This window comes from Mucilaginibacter inviolabilis, assembly GCF_011089895.1.
Taxonomy (GTDB): domain Bacteria; phylum Bacteroidota; class Bacteroidia; order Sphingobacteriales; family Sphingobacteriaceae; genus Mucilaginibacter; species Mucilaginibacter inviolabilis.
Genome location: NZ_JAANAT010000001.1, coordinates 111,320 through 131,684, shown reverse-complemented (window position 1 = coordinate 131,684; position 20,365 = coordinate 111,320). Strand labels below are relative to the sequence as shown.

The window sequence follows — 20,365 nt, the reverse complement described above, 5'->3', positions numbered from 1 at the left end:
AAATGATTTATTTTAAGTTTGAACTAATGAATATACAAATTATAAACGGCCCCAATTTAAACCTGCTTGGCGTACGCGAAAAGTCAATTTATGGCGATACCAGCTTTGAAACTTATCTTGACGGCCTGCGCAAGCGCTATGCAAACATCACCATTAATTATTACCAAAGTAATATTGAGGGCGAAATTATAAACAAACTACACGAAATTGGTTTTTCGTGTGATGGAATTGTATTGAACGCAGGTGCCTATACCCACACATCTATAGCTATTGCTGATGCTATTGCGGCCATCACTACACCGGTTATAGAAGTACATATATCCAATGTTCATAAACGGGAGGAATTCAGACACCAGTCAATGCTTGCAGCAAGCTGTAAAGGCGTAATAGCTGGTTTTGGGATGGACTCCTACCGCTTGGCTATCGAAAACCTGGCGAACGCTTAACTTGCACCCTAAAGGAATGTTTAGAACCGTTAAGTTTATTACAGAACATCCCTTTACCAAAGGCCGCAGGTTAGCTGCCCTTTTCAACTTTGTAAAATGGCAGTTTTTCTCGAGGCTGTATCACTGGCCTGTAGTTTATCCCTTTACCCAAAACAGTAAACTTTTAGTATGGAAAGGGCTTACCGGCGCAACGGGCAATTTGTATTGCGGCTTGCATGAATTTGAAGACATGGCCTTCCTGTTGCATTTATTGCGCAAAGATGATCTGTTTATAGATGTGGGCGCTAATATTGGCAGCTACACCATATTGGCTGCTGCGGAGGTAGGCGCCCATGCAATAGCCATCGAACCCATTCCGGAAACTTTTAAAAACCTCTCACAAAACATAGCCATCAATAATACAGAGCATCGGGTAAAAGCCTTAAACATAGGCCTGGGCAGTAAAAAGGATATTCTAAAATTCACCCACTCTTTTGATACCGGTAACCATGTTGTTGCTACTGAAGCTACAGCTGATATAACCATGGTAAATACCGATACTATGGATAATATTTTGAATGGCGACCTACCTTTACTTATTAAAATAGATGTGGAAGGATTTGAGACTGAGGTTTTAAAGGGTTCATTAAATACTTTACAATCGCCTTTACTTAAGGCAATTATCATTGAACTAAACGGCTCTGGCAACAGATATGGGTTTGATGAGCTTGCAATCCATGAATTGCTCACGAATCATGGCTTTACGGTGATGAAATATTTACCTTTTCAAAGGGAACTGATCGGTGCGGCGCCTGGCAGCGTTGGGAATACCCTATATGTTCGCGATCTGGACTTTGTAACCGAAAGATTAAAAACCGCGAGAGTTATGATGATACAGAATAAACCATTATAAATTGATTACCCCCATTTTACAACCACTTCATTCAAGATCTTAATTTTGCCTATATTTATTTACCAAATGATAAAACGCTTTTTAAAATAAAGTGTTTAACCATGGCGTTTAGCGTATTTATCCCGATGCATAAAATAGTAAAAGTTACCACTTATCTTTTGTTGTTCATCACACTTTTTTCTGGTGTGGATGCGCTGGCTCAAACCAAAAAGAAAAAGACCCGATCTAAAAGAGATTCACTCCGTGCATCTATCTTGTCGCGCGACTCTTTGTTACGGACGCTTAAAAAATCTGATACATCTACCAATAACCTTCTGCAAAAGGTTGAATATTATACCTCAGCTTTTAACCAGATTAAGGGCAATCTTTCTAAAAAGATCGACACCGTAGATATTAGTACGCAATTACCCCGGTATGAAAAAAGCGTAGGCATCATCAAATCATTGATTGATGACGATAAATCAAGCACATTGCGGTATTTATTTACCATACGGGATGTTTTAACCCGCCTGGGCGACCAACTGGATGGATGGCAGGATCAGCTTGCTGATATCAACTCCAAAATGATCCAGAATCAAACCGATCTGAACGCCATATCCAAAGATAGCACATTAAAGATCCTGCCATCTGATAGTTCGTTAGCTACTACTTTCCTCATCCAAAAAATAGCTATCGACAGTAAGTATCACCGGTTGGATACGGTTAATAAAAAGCTGATGGTAAAGATAGGGCTATTGCAAAACCGTACCTCATCGGTATATATATCCGTACTTGACCTTAAAGACCAGATAGATCAGAAAATAAGAGATTTTGGCGAAAGGGCATTATCAGCTGAATATAGCGATATATGGAGCATGAAAGCCAGCGAAGGCAGCAATTTTAGTGAGGCGCTTTCTAAAACCGCCACCATGAATTCCAAGCTTTTCAGCTTTTTTATCGGTCGCGATATATTGACGCATCTTGCCGGCTTAGTGGTTTTATTGGGCTTTTTAGCCTGGGTTTATTCCAGTCGTAAAAAAATACTTAAAACCAATGATGCCCCTGAAGGTGTTTTTAATCAGGCCAATTATGTAACCAGCTACCCGATAACCTCTTCCGTTATAGTTGCTTTTACCCTGGTTCCTAATTTTTATGATCACCCGCCTGTGGTAGTATTGGAAACTTTTTTTGTTATCCTGATAGCTGCTATACTGTACATATCCAAAAAAACCTGCCCAAAACCCTTGTTCAATTATTTGCTGCAGCTGTTTATCATCACCAATATTTATTGCATCAGCAATTTATTTATACAGGTAACCAATGCCGACAGGATTGCGGTGCTGATACTTGGAGTAGCCTCTGCCTATATCAGTATCAGGCTTTTGCCGGCCGTGCGCAAAACACCCGAAGATTTTTTACCACATACGGGTATCGTACTAAAAATTTTTATTGCACTGCAATTTGCTTCCTTTGTTTGCAATGTTTTTGGTCGCTTTAGCCTGGCCAAAATAATTGGTGTAACAGCCGTACATAATCTATGGCTGGCCATGGCTATGTACTATATTGTTCAAATATTTATGGAGGCTTTATTTTTACAATTAGAGGCTAGCAAGAACAGTAATAACCTGAGCTCTTACATTGACTTTCAATTACTCAAAAACAAATTCAGGAGTGTGCTTACTGTATTAGTGAGCCTGTTATGGATTGTGATGCTTACCCAAAATCTGAGCGTGGAGGATTCTGTATTTGATCATATTGAAGCATTTTTAACAACCAACCGCAGCATTGGCGGCACCAATACGGTGTTCACTTTTCAAAGTGTTATCATCTTCATCGCGGTGATCTGGTTATCGTCCATTACCTCCAAGATTGTCAGTTACCTGTATGATGTATCTGCCAAGCACAAACATGATATGGATGTGCTGAAAAAGAAGAACCGTACCTCAACTTTATTGATCCGTATAGGGGTAATTGCCATTGGTTTTTTCCTGGCGGTTGCCGCATCTGGTGTACCTATTGATAAGATAACTATCATCATCAGTGCCTTTGGTATTGGTATCGGTTTCGGTTTGCAAAATATTGTAAACAACCTGGTTTCCGGATTGATACTGGCCTTTGAAAAACCAATACAAGTGGGTGATATTATTGAAGTAGACAGCAGATCTGGTACTATATTGGATATTGGCATACGAGCCAGCAAAATTGCAACGGCCGACGGCGCTGAGGTAATTATCCCTAACGGCGATCTTATTTCACACCATGTAATTAACTGGACCCTGAGCAATAATAACCGCCGCGTAGAACTTATTATTAGTGCGGCTTATGGGGCGGACATTGATAAAGTTAAAGGTTTATTAAAAGGCGTATTGGATGCACATAACGATATTATGCAAATACCGGAACCATCGGTACTATTGCATAACCTAACCTCTGGCTCAGTGGATTTCAGGATACTTTTCTGGGCTGCCGATATCAGTACATGGGTAGGACTTAAAAGTCAGATCCTGGCCGATATTTATGAGGTATTAAACAAAGAAGGCATTCAGCTCCCTCAGCAAGATGTACATTTGATATGGCCACAAGAAACCCTGGTTATAAGTACTCCCACTAAGGAAAAAACCACAACAGAGACAACAAGTACCGACACGGATGCTGTTAAATCAAATCGGCCTGATCAAGATCAGTAAACCTGGTTTGCTTTTTAACAAAAAACGCCCATACAATACTGTTTTTGTACATGCCTTTTAAATTATGAACAATACGTTTTGATTTATGGGTTTTAGGCGATAGTTTATTTTCACCATTACCAAGGTCTTTAACACCGTAGCCGGAAACATGTATCCCGAAAATCCCCAGTACAAAATTTTGGTGGGCACGGCTAACTGCCCAGGCGTCTTTGCGCTTGCCTTCGGCCAGAAAGCGGAATATAGCCAACAAATCCATGCAAAAGCGTATGCTTATTACAAACAGAGCTCGCCAAAAAGGCAGGTTCTTTTTCAACAGCAATAGGTTATTCCTGAAATTGAGATAGGTTTTGAATGGATTTTCAGCATTAAGCGTTCCGCCACCCACATGATATATGGTTGATTGTGCGCAGTACATTACCTTATAGCCCATATTTTTTAATCGCCAGCACAAATCAATTTCTTCCATGTGAGCAAAAAAGTGCTCATCAAAACCTCCGGCTTCGTCCCAGTATTTCTTTCTGATAAACAAGGATGCGCCCGATGCCCAGAATACCTCACCAGATTGTTCATACTGCCCCAGATCGTGTTCCAGCTCATAAAACATGCGGCCGCGGCAAAACGGGTAACCAAAACTATCTATAAAGCCCCCGGCAGCTCCGGCATGTTCAAACTGATCTTTTTGAGCAAACGATAATAGTTTAGGTGCGGCAGCAGCAATGAGGTCATCGCTTTCCATTAAACTGATCACCGGTTCTATCCAACCCGGTGTCACTTCTACATCGGAGTTCAGCAGGATGTAGTAATCGGCATTTACCTGGCTCAGTATACGGTTATATCCACCGGTAAAACCATAATTTTTATCGTTTTGAATAATCCTGATAGCCGGATAGTTTTCCTTTATAAAAGAAATAGAGTCATCTGTAGAGGCATTATCACCTATCACAATCTCCAACCCAGGCCAGGAAGAGGCTAATACCGATGGTAAAAATTGTTTAAGATATTTAAGGCCGTTCCAGTTTAATATAACTACAGCAACTTTGGGTGTGTTGATCATTTATGTTTGTCCTCCGGCTTAAACTTCCACCTTCGGTGCGACCATAGCCAATATTGCGGTTCGCGCCTGATCATACTCTCCAGGTACCTCACATGAGCATCGGTTATTTCATGCTCGGCAGTTTGTTTTGGATTTTCAGTTAACGGAACCAATGTATAAGTGTAATAACCTCTTTTTACGCGTTTCATATCGTAAAATACCACAGCGGCATCAATAGCCTTTGATATTTTTTCGATGCCCAAAAATACGGCAGTAGGTTGATTTAAAAAATTAGTAAAATAATTTACTTCATGCATTACCGGTGTTTGATCGCCAACGAGTACACTTACCGTTAGTTCGTTGCGGTATTCAACCATTTTACGCATGGTTTGTTTCATCGCCACCGGCTGCCCGCCAAAACGCGAACGTACTTGTATAAAAAACTCATCAAAAGTAACGTTCGACAAGGGCTTATACACAATCATGAATCTTTTGTCGGTTACAAAATTAAAGTTGAGCGCGGCCATCTCCCAGTTGCAATAATGGCCAGCCACGGCTATAATACTTTTACCTTTGGCAAAATATTCATGAACCAGTTCTGCATTGGTAGCTACCACCCTTTTCTGTATCTGCTTTTCTGATACAGTGATCATTTTTATAGTTTCTACGATCAGGTCGGCCAGGTAGCGGTAATATTTGAATTCGATATCGTGACGTTCTTTTACCGTCTTTTCGGGGAAGGAATTGGCCAGGTTTTGCTGTACTACATCCCTGCGATAACGCACAAGATAATAGATAATAACAAACAACACATCAGATACGATGTACAAAAACCAAAAGGGAAGCAGCGACATGAGGTATAAAAAAAATATACCTAACCTCAAAAGCCCTTTTTTTATCATTATTTTAACCAATTTTGAACACAAACATAAAATATATGATTGAAAAAGGTGCTGTGTTCCCTATGTTTTATCTTCCGCCGGTAGAATATTTTATAAAGTTAAACACTTATAAACCTGATATTCTGATAGAAAGAGAAGAACATTTCCCAAAACAAACTTATCGCAACCGGGCTAATATCTACTCGCCCGATGGTATGCTGACATTGACGGTTCCGGTTATAAAAGGGTCAAAAAATCATACCCTGATCAAAGACGTTAAAATTAGTTATGATTTTGAATGGCAGCGTCTGCATTGGCAAAGCCTGGGGGCCTGTTATCGGAGATCGGCATATTTTGAATATTATGAGGATGATTTTGCTGCGTTTTACCAAAAGCAAAAGCAGGTAACCTTTCTCTTTGATTACAATGAGGAGCTTTTGCAACTGTTACTGAAACTCACTAAAATAAAAGCCGAAATAAAATACACAGACGAGTATCATGCGGAATATCCATTGCCTGTTGATGACCTGAGAACCGTTATCCATCCCAAAAAAGAATCAGAGCTGGAACAAAAACCTTATTTTCAGGTTTTTGAAGATCGTAAGGGCTTCTTGAAAAATTTGAGTATTGTTGATCTCTTATTTAACCAAGGGCCACAAAGCATTAATTATTTGTAAATGGACAGCAGGATAAAACGTGTACGCTACAAAGTGCGCAGGCACCAGGGTAATGTTGGCGACCGGCCAGGCACAATTGTAATACCCGAAGGCGCACTAAAGCCTCATATCGCTATATTTTCCTACAACGAAAAAGAGCTGGTTACTTCTGAAGGGAAAGACATTAAAGTAATTTTAAATCAGCTTAAAAAATGCGACAATCATACCCATTGGATAAAAGTTAACGGCCTGGGTGATGCGGCCCTGATTGAGGAGATAGGTACTCACCTAAACATTAATCCGTTGGTTCTGGAAGATATTGCCAACACCCATCAGCGCCCCAAATTTGACGAGTACGATGACTATGCCTTTTGCACCAGTCGTATGGTTAGCTTTAATAAAGAGGACGAACTGATTAACAACCAGTTTTCGGCTATCCTTAAAGATAACCTGATCATCAGTTTTGAAGAAGATCATGAAGAATTTTTTGAAGCGGTAAAGGCCCGTCTCAAGGCGGGCAAGGGTGCTATACGCACCGCAGGACCGGGTTATATGTGCTATGCCCTCATCGATACCATTATTGATAACTACTTTATGTTACTGGCACTGATTGGCGACAAGCTGGATGCTATTGAAGATAAGGTTTACAACAGTGCCGATAAAAGCATCATGTTTAATTCGCAGCAGATCAAACGCACCCTGATCATTGTACGCAGAGCAAGCTGGCCCGAACGCGATAAGATCAATGATATGATCCGCTCGGAGTGCCCTTTGATAACCTCAGAAGTAAAGCTCTTTCTGCGCGATGCCTATGATCATTGTATACAGGCGATGGATCTGATTGAGAACTATAAAGAGGTAACCTCCAGTATTATTGATCTGTACTTATCCATGGTGAGTAACCGTATGAACGAGATCATGAAGGTGCTGACCATTATTTCAGTAATATTTATCCCTCTTACTTTTATTGCCGGTATTTACGGGATGAACTTTGCCCGGCAGGATGATAAGGGCCATGTTATCCCCGATAATATGCCTGAGCTTTACTGGAAACATGGTTACGTTTATGCTATTGTACTCATGTTTGCGATAGCTATTATACAGGTATTCGTATTCTGGAAAAAGGGATGGTTTAATAAGTTGTAAGGAAAATAAGTTGTCATGCTGAGCCACAACGAAGCATCTATTATTGAACGTGAAAATTGCAGAATAGATTCTTCACTGCGTTCAGAATGACAAAATAAAAAAGGGCTATTTAAACTCCGGCTTCAATTCTGCAGTCATGGCCTTTCTGAATTTCATTACTTTGGGCTCAGATACCGACATGATATACAATTGATTGGGATGGCTTCGGTAATAACCCTGATGATACTCCTCGGCAGGATAAAAGGCGCTAAATGGCACCACCTGGGTCACTATAGGGTTATTATAATGTTTTGACTCATTTACCTTTTTGATAGTAGCCAGTAAAATGTTCTTTTCCTCTGGTGTACGGTAAAATGCGATAGAACGGTAATCGGTACCTTGGTCAGGGCCCTGGCGGTTTAGCGTGGTTGGATCATGGGCAAAGAAGAAAGCTTCGGCCAGTTGGGGGTAACTAATAACTTTAGGGTCGTAAAATATATCCACAGTTTCGGCATGATTGGTATTTTGAGAGCTTACTTCCTCATATGTTGGGTTTTTAGTATTCCCACCGGCATAACCGGATATAACCTTATTAACCCCTTTTAACTCCGACATGGCTTCGCTCATACTCCAAAAACATCCTCCGCCAAAAGTAGCAATAGCCTCACCCGCCTTAGGTTTGGGTAGTGCGGCAAACTTACCGGACGACTGTCCATCGGCACAGCCAGCAAATAGAAAAACTCCGGCAATATATAAGATCAACTTTTTCATACAACAATGATGATTTTATCTCTTTAGTCGTATATACGTCCGGAACCTTTCAACCGGATGGTCATTAATGTGCCATAAATCCAACTATTGGTTTCCGCCAGCTTGCCTCAGCGACTTTTTTACCATCAACAAAATATCGCTCAATCCATTGGTTTTGATCTCGAATGTAGTTGATAACAGCATACCCATTTTATCCTTGGTAAAACCCTTTCCTGCCATCCATTCCAGGTAACTTATAGGGATATCAGCTATGATGGTTCCTTTATACTTACCATAAGGCATCCGGGTTTGTACTATATCAATCAATATTTTCGGGTCGGGTTGTAAATTTTGCACGGCATAAAGGTAGTAAACACTCTTAGTAAAGTTTTCAAAATAAGTTATGGCACCGTATTTAAAAAATGAGACTAAGCATCATTCCTGAACAGGTTACTATTTTATTAAAAAGTGGGTTTACATGGGTTTACATAATTCATGGCTAATATTGTTTTATTTACTTTATAATCAAATACTTAAATACATTTCATTGTTATATAGTGGGTTTACATGTAAACCCACCCAGAGGATTATCCGAAACATGATAGATTTTACATTGCATATATTCTATATCATTAAATAAAGGGTTTATCGAGGTACAAACAAACACAAAGGCCCAAAGTAGTGTTAGCTAATAAAATATATACTATGGAACAATTTGAAGCAACACTCGCCGGTACCGACAGTTCGATTGACGGTATTGCGCAGGGAATTACATATCCTAATTTCAGCAACGCCTACGAGTTTAAATCAACTGACGGGACGCTGCATCTTATTATAGCTAAAGATGCCGAGGGCCAATGGATAAGACTTACAGGAACAGAACCCTTCCTATCCAGTTGGATAGATGAACTGGCCGAACAAGTTGAAAGTAAAATTTAATTAAAAACACAAAAAGCCCCGGTATAATACCGGGGCTTTTTTGTGATAGACAGTCTTATTCTATAAATCCACAGGTTTCATTTTGGGTGAAAGCAGGTGCATAATGAACCATGCCAGTAGATAAGCACAGCCGCATATAAAGAAAATAATATTATAGCCAGTGGTAAGGTGACCTGATTCTTTATAAAACTCCAGGATATGCCCTACCAAAAAAGGGAACAATATACCACCTACAGAACCAGCCATCCCGCCTATACCCACAACCGAACTAAGCGCCCGTTTAGGGAACATATCAGATGCAGTTGTAAAGATATTAGCGCTCCAGGCCTGATGAGCGGCTGCAGCCAGGCTAATCAAAGCCACAGCCTGCCAAATATTAGTAGCATACATCGCCGATATGATAGGCAATACACATAAGGCAAATATGAACATGGCTGTTTTGCGCGCCTTAAACACCGGCCAACCTTTTTTAATAAAATAAGATGACAAATACCCCCCACCGATACTACCTATAGATGTTGCGGTATAAACCAATATCAATGGCAAGCTTGGTTTTTTCAGGTCGAGATTAAATGTGCTTGAAAAGTAAGATGGTAACCAAAACAGGAAAAACCACCAGATGGGATCTGTTAAAAACTTACCTATTACAAAGGTCCAGGTTTGCCTGATGCCAAAAAGCTGCACCCATTTTATTTTACTTTCTTCTTCTTTAACAACAGCAGATTCGGTATCGCTATGAATATAGGCAAACTCTTCGGGACTTACTTTTTTATGTTTTGAAGGTATCTCATAAAATATCCACCAAAATACGAGCCATATAAAACCGATAGCTCCTGTAATGATAAAGGCCATCTGCCATCCATAAATACCCAATATCCACGGAACCATTACCGGAGCAACCACGGCGCCGATATTAGCTCCGGAATTAAATATACCTGTGGCCAAGGCGCGCTCCTTTTTTGGGAACCACTCCGCAACTACCTTTATAGCAGCCGGAAAATTGCCCGATTCGCCTATACCTAAAGCCGCACGTACCACCCCAAAGCCAAATGTACTTTTAACAATGGCATGAAGCATAGCCGCAACACTCCATACTATTAGTGAAATGGTATAACCTAATTTAGTACCAATTTTATCAATAAAACCTCCAAACAGCAATAAACCTATAGCATAGGCAGCAGAAAAAGCCATTACAATATATCCGTAGTCGGTTTCTGTCCAGTGAAACTGAATTTCCAACACGGGTTTTAGTAAACCAATAACCTGACGGTCAAGATAGTTTATAGTGGTTGCAAAAAATAGCAGGGTAACTACTACCCATCTGTAGTTGCCAACGTTAGTTTCTTTCATTATGATTGGTTTTAATTGGTTGTTATTATTGGTATCAAGAATTTAGTATCAAGTATCAAGACGATTTTTGGTGTGTATCTGCACATTCAAACCATGATACCTGATACTAACTACTTGATACTACTTTAATTATTTACTGGCTTGCACCAGTTCACCCAGTTTAATGGTATCGGTATATAATTGCTCATATAAGCGATCATCCAGTACTTTTTTGCTAATGAGCTTACTTCCCATGCCCACCGCGCAAACCCCGACTTTGAACCAGGTACTGATGCTATCGATATTCAAGTCAACCCCACCTGTTGGCATGAATAACTGACCTGCAAACAGATCTTTGATAGACGACATAAATTCGGGCCCTAATATGTTAGCCGGGAATAATTTAATCAATGCCGCGCCATGTTGTTGCGCGGTATTAATTTCGGTTGGCGTCATACAACCGGGTATCCATAACAGATCGTGTTGTTTGGCTATGGCCCCTACTTCGGGGTTTATTACGGGCGCTACAATAAAATCGGCCCCAGCGGTAATAAAAGCGTTGGCTTCGATAGCTGTTTTTATGGTGCCGATGCCTAATTGCAAATCGGGCATTTCTTCCTGCTGCGCCTTTTTCAGCACAATAAAATTGGCCAGCGCTGCGGCACCACGGTTGGTATATTCAAATACCCGGATACCGGCCCTGTACAAGGTTCGGGTTATCTCCAGGCTTACCTGAGCGTCTTCATAAAAGAACAGCGGTAACGATCCCTGGTTTAATATGGCCTTTAGTACTATATCTTTTTTGCTCATAATTTGATAGCGTTTGTTATTTGTTGAACCGTTTTATTGGTTACATCACCTTCGATAAATAATTTCTGATAAGCGGCAGATGTCGCAAACTCCAGTGTTTCTAAAGGGCTCAGCTTGCTGTAAAATCCATAAATAAGGCCAGCCATGAAACAATCGCCACTACCTACTTTATCTACCACCTTATCGGTATCGTATTGTTTTGAGCTGTGCAGCCTATCGCCATCATATAATGCGGTGTAGTAGTTGATACCTTCGCCGGCATCAAAACGAAAAGTGTTGGCAACCGCCTTACATTTTGGAAATTGTGCCATGATAGCTTGTGATGATTCCTGAGCTTCTTTGAGGTAAATGCTTTTTTGACCAGATTCGGTTACATTGGGTTCAACCGGGATACCCAGCATCCGTTCGGCAGCCCAGATGTTGCCCATGATCAGATCGGCATGTTTTACCAGCTGGGGCATTACATCAATAGGTTGTTTACCATATTGCCAAAGACGTGCCCTGTAGTTAAGATCAACCGATATGGTGATGTTTCTAGCTGATGCCGCTTCCAGCACCTCGGCGCAAACATCGGCCACATCCTGACTTATAGCCGGGCAGATAGCGCTGAAATGAAACCAGCTTACGCCATTCAACACCTTATCCCAATCCACCTGCCCAGATTTTAAACCCGCAAAAGCCGAATTAGCACGATCATATATCAGCGCGTTATTCTTAATGTCTTTTCCCCGGGTTAAATAATACAAACCGATTCTGTCACCGCCCATATAAACCGGTGCAGTATCAACGTTTTTATCCTGCAGATAATCCAGTATCTGTGTGGATAAAGCATTATCAGGTAAAGCTGTAAAATAAGCCGATGGCAATCCCCACAGGGCTAAAGCAGAGGCCACATTCAATTCAGCCCCCCCTACAAAGAATGGCAGCTGGTTTTCATGTAACCACTCGCCAGCCGCATCGGGACATATCCGTAGCAGTAACTCGCCGAACGAAAGTATGCTACCTGCTGATGATCCGTTTTCAAAAAGATTGCTCATTTTACTGCTTATCGAAATTAAAGTAACTTTTAGCGTTATAATAGCAAATGTCCTGTACAATTTTGCCAGTCCATTCTATATCATTTGGTAGTTCGCCGTTCTCGATATCTTCTGCAAACAGATTACAAACCAGCCGACGAAAATACTCATGCCTTGGGAAGGATAAAAAGCTGCGTGAATCAGTAAGCATACCTACCATCCTGCTTACCAGACCGATATTTGACAGTGCATTCAATTGTTTGGTCATCCCATCCTTTTGATCCAGGAACCACCATGCCGAGCCAAACTGTACCTTACCGGCAACAGAGCCGTCATTAAAGTTACCCGTCATAGCGGCAAATAATTCATTATCAGCTGGATTTAAATTATACAATATGGTTTTGGCCAATCTGTTATCAGCATCAAGCTTATTTAAGAATTTTGATAGTGCTTCACCCTGTTTAAAATCGCCGATAGAATCCCAGCCAGTATCGGGGCCTGAATTGGTTAGTCCGCGTGTATTATTGTTGCGCAAAGCTCCCAGGTGATATTGCTGTACCCAGCCTTTTTCATGATCCCAAAAGGCAAACTGGAAGAGCATGGCCGATTTGAACTTGGATATTTCCAAAGGCAACAATACTTTTTTGTTCCTGATCTTTAAAAAGATGGCGATTATTTCGGCTTCTGTATAATCATCTGCGTAAATATGCGACAAACCATGATCTGATAATTGACATCCATTTGCCGCGAAATAGTCATGACGGCTTTTTAACGCCTTTAAATAATCACTATAACTTGAAATATCAATATTGCTGATGGTTTGCAATTGATCGATATACTGATTAAGTGCCTGCAGATCATCGGCATTCATAGCTTTATCGGGCCTGAAGGCCGGCAGCACTTTTATTTCAAAACCATCTTTTTTGATCTGCTGATGAAAGGCCAGGTTATCCAGCGGATCATCAGTAGTACAAACCACCTCCACGTTCTTTCCTTTCAGGATATTACGGATGCTGAATTCGGGTGTTTTCAGTTTAGCGTTACACTCCTCATATATCTGCTGAGCAGTAGCAGGCGAAAGCAGTTCATGGATACCGAAATAACGCTGCAATTCCAGGTGGGTCCAATGGTACAGCGGGTTACGTAAGGTATATGGTACCGTTTCGGCCCATTTTGCAAACTTTTCCTGATCGCTTTTATTACCGGTGATATAAGCTTCATTAACCCCATTGGCCCGCATAGCGCGCCATTTATAATGGTCGCCGTAAAGCCAGGCATGCGTGAGGTTATTAAAATTGATATCCAAGGCTATCTGATCGGGCGGCAAATGGCAGTGATAATCAATAATAGGCAGCTGGCTGGCATATTCATGATACAGGCGCTGCGCCGTTTTGGTATTTAATAAAAAATCCTGATCTAAAAAACTCTTCATTCTTAAATTCTAAATTCTAAGCTCTAAACGCTAAAGCCTAAACACTAAATTCTAAACTCTAAATAAATCCGAAATCGAAACGTCTGAACCGGAATTTATAGAATTGAAGAATTTACAGAATGATAAATTCACAATCTAAATAAATCCGAAATCGAAAATTCGAAATAGGTTCCCCCTTTAGGGGGTTAGGGGGCTATCGAGCGTTTTACTCCCATTTCCAATCCTCTCAGCTCGGCCAACCCTTTTAACCTGCCAATGGCCGAATAGCCGTGATAGGTTTTATAATTAAAATCGTCCAGCAATTTATGACCATGATCGGGGCGCATAGGTATGGCCACATCTGTGCGACCATTTTGCTGGCGTTTTTGCTGCTCCAAAACAATGTTCTTCATCACGGCGTACATATCCGTACTTCCGTTCAAATGCTCAGCCTCATAAAAGCTGCCGTCGTCCTCACGTTGTACATTGCGTAAATGCAAAAAGTGGATATGCTCCCCTAATCTTTCCACTATACCTGGCAAGTCGTTATCAGGTCTGGCACCTAAGGAACCGCTGCAAAAAGTTAAGCCATTACTTGGCGACGGACTAAAATTAACCACATCAACCAGGTCCTGTTCTGTAGATACCACACGTGGTAAACCCAGTATCGGGAACGGCGGATCATCCGGATGGATACTCATTTTTACGCCTGCAGCTTCGGCACCGGGAATGATCCCTTTCAGGAAGTAACCCAAATTGGCTTTCAGTGCCGCGGCATCGGTATTGCCGTAACGTTTTAAATGCTCCTTAAACTCCGGAATGGTTAATACTTTATTGGTACCAGGCAAGCCAGCCATCAGGTTATCTATCAATTGCGCTTTTTCTTCGGCGCTGATGCTGTCTAAATATATTCTTGCAGCTTGTTGTTGCTCAGCAGTAAAATCGTTTTCGGCACCTTCACGTTCCAGGATATACAGGTCAAAAGCAGCCAGGGCTTTGGCATCATATCTTAACGCGGTTCCTTTGTTGGGTAACAGGAAATCCAGATCGGTACGCGTCCAATCCAACACCGGCATAAAATTGTAACATACAACGTTGATGCCTGCCAGCGACAGGTTCTTTAACGTACTTACATAATTCGCAATGTATTTATCCCTATCTGGTGAGGCTGTTTTGATACTCTCGTGAATATTTACACTCTCCACTACCGACCACGTAAGCCCGGCATCTTCAATGATCTTTTTGCGTTGGTTGATCTCGTCTAAGCTCCACACCTCGCCAACAGGGATATGATAAAGCGATGTAACTATGCCTGTAGCACCAGTTTGCCTGATAGCTGTTAACGTAACCGGGTCGGAAGGCCCGAACCAGCGAAATGTTTGTTCTAAATTATTAACCATGGATTGATGGTATCGTATATAAAAGGTTTGTTGTGACCGGCAAATTACACATCATTTTGTACAAGTTAGAAGGGATAATACAACAAATCCACGCAAACGTTTTCGGATGCGGGTTTATTGGACAAGATACATTTAACGTTTTAATAAATTATATATCGTTTTAGCCATTGATAAAACTATTTAAGCACAAAGGGCGACAAATCATCAGATTCGTCGCCCTTTGCTTTATGTAGAAATATTACTACTACCAGAAGATAGAGTAAAGCGCCACTACAATTCCGGTAACTATCAGTGCACCGGCTGTAAAGGCACGGGATGTTTTAAACATAGATGCATCAATTTCCAGACCATTGGTTTTAACACCACGGGCGCCATCAATTTTAGAAATAATATACATACCTACAACGCAAATCACAAATACAAAACCCATACGGTCAAGGAATGGTATTTCATAAAGTTGGGTAACCTTATCGTCCTGCAGCGCCAGTTTTGAGAAGCCATAAGGCGACAGGAAGCTCAGATCAGCAAAACGTGGTAACAGCTTAAAGAAGCACGACATGATAAACCCACCTACTGTAGCGAACATAGCTGCATTGGAGGTAGCTTTTTTCCAGAAGAAACCCAGAATAAACATGGCAAATATACCCGGAGATACAAAGCCGGTATATTCCTGAATGTACTGGAAGCCTTGTTTACCTTCGCCCATTAAAGCGTTACCGATCACTTCTGATAAAAGTATCCCCAAAAACATCGCTACCACTACCGACCATTTACCCAAGTTCACTAACTTTTTATCATCAGCTGCCGGGTTAATGGCTTTTTTGTAGATATCTAGTGTAAATATGGTGGCAATACTGTTTGCTTTACCAGCCAGTGAAGCCACGATTGCTGCCGTTAAAGCGGCAAAAGAAAGTCCCTTTAAGCCGCCTGGCAACAGATTCAGTAAAGACGGATAAGCTTTATTAGGATCGGTTACACCTGATGCGCTCAGCATCTCCTGATGAAACATACCTTTTTGATAAAGTACATAAGCTGCAATACCAGGCAACACCACAATAACAGGCATCAGCAATTTCAGGAACGCGGCAAATAAGATACCGCCACGGGCAGTTTTAAGATTTGCACCCAATGCCCTTTGCGTAATGTACTGGTTACAGCCCCAATAGTTAAGGTTGGTGATCCACATACCGCCAATTAACACGGTTAAACCCGGCAGATCCATATAGTTGGCGTTATCCTTTTTAAAGATCATATGGAAATGATCATTCGCCTCGCTATACATCGATTTAAAGCCGCTTATAATTCCAGGCGTATTTGTAAAAGTACTTAGTTTATTAAGCGCAAGATAAGTTGCAACCAAACCTCCCAATATCAATACAGCAACCTGTATAACATCGGTGTAGCCAATCACTTTCATACCTCCCAGCGTAATGATCACCGCGAATATAGCCAGCAACCAGATACACAAATGGATATCCAGACCAGATATACCGCTGATAGCCAAGGCACCCAGGTACAATATCGACATCAGGTTAACTACGATGTACAGCAACAGCCAAAATATAGCCATTACCATAGCCACCGTGCCGTTATAACGCTGGTGCAGAAACTGCGGCATGGTGAATATCTTGTTTTTTAGATATACCGGGATAAAAAATACCGCCACAATGATCAATGTGATCGCAGCCATCCACTCATAAGTGGAAATGGCCAAACCCATCTTGAATGCCGATCCGCTGGTTCCGATAAACTGTTCGGCAGATATATTGGAAGCGATCAGCGATGCACCGATAGCCCACCAGGTCAGTGACCCTTCGGCTAAAAAGTAATCTTTTGAAGTGGCATCGGCGTTGTGCTTACGCTTATATACCCACCAGCCATAGCTGGCGACTATTACAAAGTAGATCAAGAATACAGCATAATCGCCGATCGAGAGGGTTTTCAGGTTCATTGTTTTGGTTAAGTTGGTTTAATATGTTAGATTGACAATTATAAACTATATATAGCGATTTATCAAATTTTCTAAATATTCTTGTTTGCCGCTGATGGTTTTAGGCTCACCATTAGCGATAGCATAGTTACGCAAATCCTCTAAAGATAGCTTTCCTGTTTCAAAATCGTTACCAGAACCGGTATCAAATGAAGCATATCTTTCTTTGCGGATCTTTTTATAGGCAGATTTTTGCAAAATGTTATCAGCAGTAACTAAAGCGCGTGCAAAAATGTCCATACCACCAATGTGGGCATAGAACAGATCGGCCGGATCGGTCGAGTTACGACGGATCTTGGCGTCAAAGTTGATACCGCCGCCCTGGAAACCGCCTGCTTCCAGGATGATCAGCATACACTCGGTTACTTCGTTGATATCATTCGGGAACTGGTCGGTATCCCATCCGTTCTGATTATCACCGCGGTTAGCATCTATCGAACCTAATAAACCCGAATCGGCAGCTACCTGCAATTCATGCTGGAACGTATGACCGGCCAACGTAGCGTGGTTAACTTCCAGGTTCAGTTTAAAGTCATTGATCAGATCATATTTCTGCAAAAAGCCCAATACGGTAGCCGCGTCATAATCATACTGATGTTTGGTTGGCTCGCAAGGTTTTGGTTCGATAAAGAAAGTTCCTTTAAAGCCTTGTTTGCGGGCATAATCTTTAGCTGTATGTAAAAAACGGGCAAAATGTTCCTGCTCGCGTTTCATATCGGTATTCAGCAGACTCATATAGCCTTCGCGACCACCCCAGAAAACGTAGTTCTCGCCGCCCAAAGCAATGGTAGCGTCAATAGCGGCCTTAACCTGCGCGCCTGCGTGTGCCAGTACATGAAAATCGGGATTAGTTGAAGCTCCGTTCATATACCTTTTGTGGCTAAACAGATTGGATGTACCCCAAAGCAGTTTTACACCACTTGCAGCTTGCTTTTGTTTGGCATATTCTACCAAAGCTTGTAAGCGCCTGTCATTTTCATTTACATCGTTGCCATAATCAACCACATCCACATCGTGGAAACAATAGTATGGTAAGTTCATTTTGGTGATGAACTCAAAAGCCGCATCCATTTTATCTTTGGCACGCTCAACGGCATCGGCTTTTTCATCCCATGGAAATACGTGAGTGGGCCCGCCAAACGGATCGGCACCGGTACCGCAGAACGAATGCCAGTACGCGCAGGCAAAACGCAAATGATCTTTCATGGTTTTGCCCGCCACTACCCTATCCGCATCATACCAACGGAAAGCCAGCGGATTATCCGACTGCGTTCCTTCATATTTGATCTGTCCTATTTCTTTAAAAAACTGTTTTTCTCCGGTTACGATGCTCATATTTTTAATTATTGAATTATTGATTTAGTGAATTTCTTAATTATTGAATTACTGAGTTATTGAATTATTGATTTAGTCCTGATTTCCTTTTGCCTTTAACCTTTCAGCTTTAGCCTCTCATCCAACAGTTCCTTCCATTCCTGGTAAACGGGTTCAAATTGGTTTGTTGATGGTTCAATCAATTGGATTGGCTTAGCATTGTTGAATGCTTCGGCTGGCGATTTATATATGCCTGCGCCGATACCAGCCCCTAAGGCCGCGCCAACGCTGCCATCGTTATTATACAGTTCAACAGGTACTCCGGTGGCATTAACAAATGTTTCGGTAAACAGTTCGCTCAGGAACAGGTTGCTTTTGCCCGCGCGGATCACCGTTGGGTTCATGCCGTTACTACGCATAATATCCAGTCCGTAACGGAACGCGCTGGCGATGCCTTCCTGCACCGCGCGGAAAATATGCGCCTGTGTATGTAGGTTCAGGTCGATATTTTGAATATGGGCACCAACTTGTTTGTTGTTTAGCATGCGCTCCGCTCCGTTACCAAAAGGCAGTATCTGCAAGCCATCGCTCCCCAGTGGTGCTTTTTTGGCCTCATTGTTCATTTGAGTATAGCTTAGTCCCGCCCCAAAATTGTATTTGGCCCAACGATATAAACTGCCGGTACCGTTGATACACAAAAGCACACCCAGGCGTTTTTGTTCTTCGGCATAGTTCACATGCGCAAAAGTGTTGATACGCGATTGCTGATCATAGGTCAGCTCGTTGCTCACACCATATATTACACCCGAAGTTCCTGCTGTAGCAGCTACCTCACCCGGATTAAGCACATTTAAGGAAAGGGCATTATTGGGCTGATCGCCTGATTTGTAGGCCACCGGGATACCGGCTTTCAGTTTCAGTTTTTCTGCTACAGAAGTTGATAAAGTGCCGTGCGATGAAAATACCGGGTTGATTGTTGGGAAAAGGCTCTCATCAAAACCGAAATAATTGATGATCTCTTTAGAAATGCCATTAGCTTTGAAATCAAAAAACACCCCTTCCGATAATGCCGATACCGAGGTGGTGATCTCGCCGGTAAGCTTCATGGCTATATAATCGCCAGGCAGCATGATCTTATCTATTTTGCTGTATATTTCGGGTTCGTTTTCCTTTACCCAAGCCAGCTTTGATGCCGTAAAATTACCAGGCGAATTGAGCAGATGCGACAAAGAGTACTCCTCACCTATGGTGGCAAAAGCTTTGTCGCCAATTTCTACAGCGCGGCTATCGCACCAGATGATGCTATCGCGCAATACATTTTGGTCTTTATCAACCAGTACCAGACCGTGCATCTGGTAGGCAATGCCAATAGCGGCAATATCTGCCGGATCATAAGCCTTTTTTGCGTGACAGCGCTCCAGGGCTTGCTGCGCCTGCTCCCACCACATTTGTGGCGATTGTTCGGCCCAGCCGGGGTGTAAAGCTTTTATGGGCGATTCCTCATCGGGGTATTGCACCGAGGCCAATATTTTTTGACTAGCCGAGTCAACAACGCTCACTTTAACCGATGACGTACCTATATCGATGCCTAATAGCAGCATATTTTAGATGGTTATGACGTGAATAATTAGGGTGTGTTTATTTTTTGGTAACTTAACGAGACGAAATTAAATAATTATTTAAAATTACAATCGATTGCGTAAAATA

Annotated in this window: 18 protein-coding genes; 6 read left to right on the top strand and 12 right to left on the bottom strand. The window is 41.8% G+C overall.

Annotation, left to right across the window (positions count from 1 at the left end):
* The first annotated feature begins 26 nt into the window (after nucleotides 1–26).
* The 3 genes from aroQ (at nucleotide 27) to G7092_RS00520 (ending at nucleotide 4,004) form a co-directional block, all read left to right on the top strand.
* Complete coding sequence (aroQ, locus tag G7092_RS00530) at nucleotides 27–446, top strand: type II 3-dehydroquinate dehydratase (RefSeq protein ID WP_166085123.1); 420 nt, start codon at nucleotides 27–29, stop codon at nucleotides 444–446.
* Nucleotides 447–462: 16 nt separating this feature from the next.
* A complete protein-coding gene (locus tag G7092_RS00525; RefSeq protein ID WP_166085121.1) occupies nucleotides 463–1,338 on the top strand; it encodes an FkbM family methyltransferase in 876 nt (291 codons plus the stop codon).
* Nucleotides 1,339–1,463: 125 nt separating this feature from the next.
* Nucleotides 1,464–4,004, top strand: coding sequence for a mechanosensitive ion channel family protein (locus tag G7092_RS00520; RefSeq protein WP_166085119.1), 2,541 nt, complete (start codon nucleotides 1,464–1,466; stop codon nucleotides 4,002–4,004).
* Here G7092_RS00520 and G7092_RS00515 read toward each other — a convergent pair.
* Nucleotides 3,973–5,058, bottom strand: a complete 1,086-nt coding sequence (locus tag G7092_RS00515) for a glycosyltransferase family 2 protein (protein ID WP_166085117.1) — start codon at nucleotides 5,056–5,058, stop codon at nucleotides 3,973–3,975. The genes G7092_RS00520 and G7092_RS00515 overlap by 32 nt on opposite strands.
* Entirely contained in the window at nucleotides 5,055–5,891 is an 837-nt protein-coding gene (locus G7092_RS00510; protein WP_235953746.1) for a lysophospholipid acyltransferase family protein, read from the bottom strand. The genes G7092_RS00515 and G7092_RS00510 overlap by 4 nt, the downstream gene beginning before the upstream one ends.
* 83 nt (nucleotides 5,892–5,974) lie before the next feature.
* On the opposite strand from G7092_RS00510, the gene G7092_RS00505 reads away from it, so the two are divergent.
* Nucleotides 5,975–6,595, top strand: coding sequence for a WbqC family protein (locus G7092_RS00505; protein WP_166085112.1), 621 nt, complete (start codon nucleotides 5,975–5,977; stop codon nucleotides 6,593–6,595).
* On the top strand, nucleotides 6,596–7,720 hold the full coding sequence (gene corA / locus G7092_RS00500; protein ID WP_166085110.1) for a magnesium/cobalt transporter CorA: 1,125 nt from the start codon (nucleotides 6,596–6,598) through the stop codon (nucleotides 7,718–7,720). It begins immediately after the preceding gene.
* A 105-nt stretch (nucleotides 7,721–7,825) separates the two neighbouring features.
* On the opposite strand, the gene msrA is transcribed toward corA, so the two are convergent.
* Nucleotides 7,826–8,470: a peptide-methionine (S)-S-oxide reductase MsrA gene (gene msrA / locus G7092_RS00495; protein WP_166085108.1), complete on the bottom strand. Its 645-nt coding sequence runs from the start codon at nucleotides 8,468–8,470 to the stop codon at nucleotides 7,826–7,828.
* A gap of 84 nt (nucleotides 8,471–8,554) precedes the next feature.
* Nucleotides 8,555–8,806, bottom strand: a complete 252-nt coding sequence (locus tag G7092_RS00490) for a DUF3820 family protein (protein ID WP_166085104.1) — start codon at nucleotides 8,804–8,806, stop codon at nucleotides 8,555–8,557.
* 348 nt (nucleotides 8,807–9,154) lie between these two features.
* Between G7092_RS00490 and G7092_RS00485 the strand changes: the two genes are divergently transcribed.
* Nucleotides 9,155–9,388 carry a hypothetical protein gene (locus tag G7092_RS00485; protein WP_166085103.1) on the top strand — a complete coding sequence of 78 codons (234 nt, stop codon included), beginning with the start codon at nucleotides 9,155–9,157 and terminating at the stop codon, nucleotides 9,386–9,388.
* Between the two features lie 60 nt (nucleotides 9,389–9,448).
* Here G7092_RS00485 and G7092_RS00480 read toward each other — a convergent pair whose 3' ends face one another.
* From G7092_RS00480 to G7092_RS00445, 8 genes are all read right to left on the bottom strand, one after another.
* Nucleotides 9,449–10,738 carry an MFS transporter gene (locus G7092_RS00480; protein ID WP_166085101.1) on the bottom strand — a complete coding sequence of 430 codons (1,290 nt, stop codon included), beginning with the start codon at nucleotides 10,736–10,738 and terminating at the stop codon, nucleotides 9,449–9,451.
* A 129-nt stretch (nucleotides 10,739–10,867) separates the two neighbouring features.
* Nucleotides 10,868–11,527, bottom strand: coding sequence for a beta/alpha barrel domain-containing protein (locus G7092_RS00475; protein ID WP_202985185.1), 660 nt, complete (start codon nucleotides 11,525–11,527; stop codon nucleotides 10,868–10,870).
* Nucleotides 11,524–12,564, bottom strand: coding sequence for a sugar kinase (locus G7092_RS00470; RefSeq protein ID WP_166085099.1), 1,041 nt, complete (start codon nucleotides 12,562–12,564; stop codon nucleotides 11,524–11,526). Before G7092_RS00470 ends, G7092_RS00475 begins: the two co-directional genes overlap by 4 nt.
* Before the next feature lies 1 nt (nucleotide 12,565).
* Nucleotides 12,566–13,975 carry a glucuronate isomerase gene (gene uxaC, locus G7092_RS00465; RefSeq protein WP_166085097.1) on the bottom strand — a complete coding sequence of 470 codons (1,410 nt, stop codon included), beginning with the start codon at nucleotides 13,973–13,975 and terminating at the stop codon, nucleotides 12,566–12,568.
* Nucleotides 13,976–14,160: 185 nt separating this feature from the next.
* Nucleotides 14,161–15,354 carry a mannonate dehydratase gene (gene uxuA / locus G7092_RS00460; RefSeq protein ID WP_166085095.1) on the bottom strand — a complete coding sequence of 398 codons (1,194 nt, stop codon included), beginning with the start codon at nucleotides 15,352–15,354 and terminating at the stop codon, nucleotides 14,161–14,163.
* 244 nt (nucleotides 15,355–15,598) lie between these two features.
* A complete protein-coding gene (locus G7092_RS00455; protein WP_166090837.1) occupies nucleotides 15,599–17,299 on the bottom strand; it encodes a sodium/sugar symporter in 1,701 nt (566 codons plus the stop codon).
* A 51-nt stretch (nucleotides 17,300–17,350) separates the two neighbouring features.
* Nucleotides 17,351–18,679: a xylose isomerase gene (xylA, locus tag G7092_RS00450; protein WP_166085093.1), complete on the bottom strand. Its 1,329-nt coding sequence runs from the start codon at nucleotides 18,677–18,679 to the stop codon at nucleotides 17,351–17,353.
* A 95-nt stretch (nucleotides 18,680–18,774) separates the two neighbouring features.
* Nucleotides 18,775–20,259 carry a xylulokinase gene (locus G7092_RS00445; protein ID WP_166085091.1) on the bottom strand — a complete coding sequence of 495 codons (1,485 nt, stop codon included), beginning with the start codon at nucleotides 20,257–20,259 and terminating at the stop codon, nucleotides 18,775–18,777.
* Nucleotides 20,260–20,365 lie beyond the last annotated feature (106 nt).